This is a genomic window from Sandarakinorhabdus sp. (assembly GCF_031422795.1).
In the GTDB taxonomy this organism is placed as follows: domain Bacteria; phylum Pseudomonadota; class Alphaproteobacteria; order Sphingomonadales; family Sphingomonadaceae; genus Sandarakinorhabdus.
The window spans coordinates 1-3690 of the sequence record NZ_JANPML010000127.1; the positions used below are offsets into that span (position 1 = coordinate 1).

General features: G+C 68.6%; 5 protein-coding genes and 1 pseudogene. All 6 read right to left on the bottom strand.

The window, feature by feature from the left end:
• Positions 1 to 190 (bottom strand): annotated as a pseudogene (locus RMO81_RS04750) (flagellar biosynthetic protein FliP); the annotation flags it as partial.
• Entirely contained in the window at positions 187 to 405 is a 219-nt protein-coding gene (locus RMO81_RS04755; RefSeq protein ID WP_310474609.1) for a flagellar biosynthetic protein FliO, read from the bottom strand. The gene RMO81_RS04755 and the pseudogene RMO81_RS04750, both read right to left, overlap by 4 nt.
• Positions 406 to 530: 125 nt before the next feature.
• Entirely contained in the window at positions 531 to 830 is a 300-nt protein-coding gene (locus RMO81_RS04760; protein WP_310474610.1) for a FliM/FliN family flagellar motor switch protein, read from the bottom strand.
• A complete protein-coding gene (locus RMO81_RS04765) occupies positions 827 to 1558 on the bottom strand; it encodes a hypothetical protein (protein ID WP_310474611.1) in 732 nt (243 codons plus the stop codon). The genes RMO81_RS04760 and RMO81_RS04765 overlap by 4 nt, the downstream gene beginning before the upstream one ends.
• Complete coding sequence (gene fliL / locus RMO81_RS04770; RefSeq protein WP_310474612.1) at positions 1555 to 2076, bottom strand: flagellar basal body-associated FliL family protein; 522 nt, start codon at positions 2074 to 2076, stop codon at positions 1555 to 1557. Before fliL ends, RMO81_RS04765 begins: the two co-directional genes overlap by 4 nt.
• A gap of 10 nt (positions 2077 to 2086) precedes the next feature.
• A complete protein-coding gene (locus RMO81_RS04775; RefSeq protein WP_310474613.1) occupies positions 2087 to 3649 on the bottom strand; it encodes a flagellar hook-length control protein FliK in 1563 nt (520 codons plus the stop codon).
• Between the last annotated feature and the right edge of the window lie 41 nt (positions 3650 to 3690).

The following is a 3690-nucleotide window of genomic DNA, read 5'->3' on the forward strand; positions in this document are numbered from 1 at the left end:
TGCCGACCAGCAGCTGGTTGGGCGGGCTCTGCCCCAGCCCCAGCGCCTGCCGCAAAATGGCCAGCACGATGGCGATGCGGGTAAAGGCGGTCATCATCAACAGCGCCGCCGGCAGCAGCGTCAGCGCCGACATCAGCAGCAATATCTGCAATGACGCCGACAGCGGCGGCAGGTTCAGCACTTCGGTCATGCGACAGGCGACTCTGGTGCGGCCTCGCCAAGCAGGCTCAATCCCGCGCGTGACTGGCCGACCAGCAGGCGCTTGCCGGCAAACTCCACCACGATCAACCGGCTGCCGGGGCCAAGGGGCAGCGATTGCAGGACCGCGGCATGACGGGCCGGCAGGCTCAGCCCGGTCGCCCGTCGGCGCAAGCTCTCCACCAACGCGCCGATGGTGGACGGCATTCTACCCCCCTCACCCGTCGCCCCGGACTTGATCCGGGGCCCCGCTGTTTCTGCGTCACGCTCGCCAAGAAAGCGGGGCCCCGGATCAAGTCCGGGGCGACGGTGAAGGAGCGTGTTTATCCCAATCACAGCCCGCCCCCCGGCAGCACTTCGGTCAGCCGTACGCCGAACTTGTCACCCACACTCACGATCTCGCCGCGCGCCACCAGCCGTTCGGAAATCAGCACGTCCACCGGCTGATCCACCCGGCGGTCGAGCACATGCACCTGGCCGGGCGCCATGCCGAGCACATCGGCCAGCTTCAGGCGGATGCCGCCCACCTCGATGGCCAGCCGCACGCTGATCGCGCCAAAGCCGCCCAAGCGGGTGACATCATGCGGCGGATCGGTGGGCTGGCCCTGCATGTTGCCGGGGTCGATGGTCATACGCGGTCTCCGATGGGTTTCAGTACGGTGGCAGTGATGCTGGCCTGCTGGCGGCCATCAGGCAGCGGCGTCAGGTTGGCGAACGCCACCTGATGGTCGCCCAGCAGCACCGGCATGTCGGGGCAGGCGTTGAACGGGATGATCAGGCCAGGTTGCAGCGGCAGGATGCGCGCCAGCGGCACGGCTTCATCGGCGATGCGCACCGCCAGCCGCACCGGCAATTCGAACAAGGCGGCACCCAGCGTCACCGGCGGCAGCACCGGCACCGGATCGGCCGGCGCGGTCAGCCGGATGCTGCCGACCACGCTGACGTCTTCCGCAACGGTGGCCAGCACATCCAGCGTGATCGACGGACGCCGCCGGCCGGCCGGCCACAGGCGATGGGCCAGGCCCGTCAATTGTTCGCCCAGCAATTTTGCATGGCGGACGGTAACGACGCCGGAAATCTGCCCCACCGGCCGGCTGACATCGCCGCCCAGCCGGATAGTGGCCAGCAGCGCGCCGAGTTCCAGGGCGATATCGGGCGCACCGGGCGGCAAGCCGCGCCCGGGATGCACACTTACCTCGACACCGAGAGTGCGGGTCAATTCATCTTCCAGCGCCATGATCAACGGCTCGAACGGCGTATCGTCGCCGTCGTCGGGCGGCGATTCAGCCAGGCGCGGACGCCAGCTGTCGACGAAATCGGGTTCCGGCGGCGCTTCGGTGCGGATCAGCAGATTGCTCATTGCACCACCAGCGACGTGAAGAACACTTCTTCCACTCCGCCGGGTTCGCCCTTGGATTTCAATGCGCTGTTGATGACGCCTTTCAGCCGTTCGCGCAGTTCGTCCTTGGCCTTTGCGCTTTCCAGATCGGGTTCGCGCACTTCGCCCAGCGCTGCCAGCACGGTCGAGACGATCGCCGGCTTGTGTTTTTCGATCGATTCCACCGCCTCCGTGCCGCCAAAGGTCGAAAGCGAGATTTTTATCTGCAGATAGCGGCCGCTGTCGGCGAGGTTGGAGGTGAAGGCGTTATCAACTTCGACATATTCCAGCGGCCCTTCCGGCACTGGATCGTGCGCCGCCGCCGCCGGGGCATGCCCGCCGCCGCCGCCGGCCAGGCCGGGCCCGAATTTCAGCAGGGCAATCGCAGCACCAGCCCCGCCCGCGCCAGCGCCCAGCACGCAGGCCAGCAGCGGCACCAGCACTGCCGGCAGCCCCTTCTTCTTGGGCTTTTCTTTCACTTTTGGGTCTACTTCGGCCATGGCGGGGTCCTCAGGCAAAACGGTCAACAGTCAGGGTGGAGCGGGCGGCCAGCGAACGAGCAGACAGCCGGCGCGCGGCGGCAATCGGCGCGTCGCCATCACGCCAGGAATCTTTGCCGGATTGGCGCTGGCGCTCACGCCCGCCGCCGGCCAGATCGGCGCGCTGGCCATTGACCGACAGGCCCGCCAACGCGACGCCGGCTGCCGCCAGATCCTGGCTCAGGCGCGCTGCATCGGCCCCGATAAGCGCAGCCGCCGCCGGCTGGGCCTGCATCACCACCTGCAGTTGATCCGGCCCCCCACTCAGGCGCACGGCGACATCGCCCAGCCGATCGCTGGTGATCGTGAGGGCTGGATTGGATTCAGCCGGCGCGGCCGCTTCTGCAGGTGCCGCAGACGGCAGAGCTGAAGCCGGCAGAGACGGAGCCGGCAGCGGCGGGGCCGGCAGCGATGACAGGATCGGCGAAGGCGGCGTTGCAAGGGCGAATGTCGGCAGGCTGGATTGCGGCTGCGACCGTTCGGCCAGTACGGCCGGTTCATCGAAAGCCGCGCGCCGCGCCCGTTCGGCGCTGATGGGCGGCAACGCCGGTGCAGAAGCTGGGGCCGAAGCCGCAGCCATTTCAGGGGCCGTCACCTGAACCAATGACGGAAGCGCTGCGGTTGCCGTGGTGGCGGAAACCGGATCTGGCGGCACGGCCACCAGGGCGCTGGTTGCGATGACCGGCGGGCGCTGGGCGGCAAACCAGGCCGCCGGCACCCGTGCCGGATCAAGCCAGGCAGGTGGCACTTTGGTGGGATCATACCACAGCGGCGCGGGCTGGGTTGGATCGCTCCAGGCCGGCGGCGGATTGGCCGGATCAAACCACGGCGGCGGCACCTGCGGATCATACCACGGCGGCTGATCAGCGGTGGGAAAGGGGATCGGCTGGCCGGTGACATTGCGCAGGATGAATTCGGTCGGCGGTGTCGCAGTGATCGGTGAACCGGGAAGCGGTTGGCCGGAAAGTGGGGGGGCAGATGGCAGGCCACTCAGCCAGTTCCGCACCCGCCCCGGATCAGCCGCCAGCGGCAACCCGGCAAGGCGCGGGCTGCTGACGGCCCGCATCGGCCACGCACCGCTGCCGCCCGTGTTCGGGAGGGTCACGCTGCGACCAGCCATGTCGCCAGCGGCGGCCCCCGTTGCGGGGACAAATTCGGGCGCCAATTCGGGTGCCGGGTCTGGCGTTGGTTCAATCTGGGCGGCAGGCACCGGGCTGGCCGGCGGGGCAAGTTCGGCAGGCAGATTGGCCAGTTCCGGCACCAGAACCAGCGCCCAGGCCTGCTCGATGGCCGGGGATTCAGCGGGTTCCGCTGGCACGGCCACAATCTCCACGGGGCCGGCAGCCGCTTCCGCCAGCGGCGTCTGCGCCGCCAGCAGGCCAGCAAAGATCGGCAGCGGTGCGCCAGCGAAAGGCCGCAATTCGAGCGACGCCTGCGGATCCGCCGACATCATCGGCGGCGCCAAAGCCGGCACCGAGCCCGGCAGCGCCGGATCAGGCGGCAACGCAGTTTGCGGGCTGGGCAAGTTCAGCATGCATCCTCCTGTTCGGCACGGCGAGTCAGCGCGGCATCCAC

Coding starts and splice junctions, on each gene's coding strand:
- RMO81_RS04755 (WP_310474609.1), bottom strand. CDS start 405: ATGCCGTCCACCATCGGCGCGTTGGTGGAGAGCTTGCGCCGACGGGCG.
- RMO81_RS04760 (WP_310474610.1), bottom strand. CDS start 830: ATGACCATCGACCCCGGCAACATGCAGGGCCAGCCCACCGATCCGCCG.
- RMO81_RS04765 (WP_310474611.1), bottom strand. CDS start 1,558: ATGAGCAATCTGCTGATCCGCACCGAAGCGCCGCCGGAACCCGATTTC.
- fliL (WP_310474612.1), bottom strand. CDS start 2,076: ATGGCCGAAGTAGACCCAAAAGTGAAAGAAAAGCCCAAGAAGAAGGGG.
- RMO81_RS04775 (WP_310474613.1), bottom strand. CDS start 3,649: ATGCTGAACTTGCCCAGCCCGCAAACTGCGTTGCCGCCTGATCCGGCG.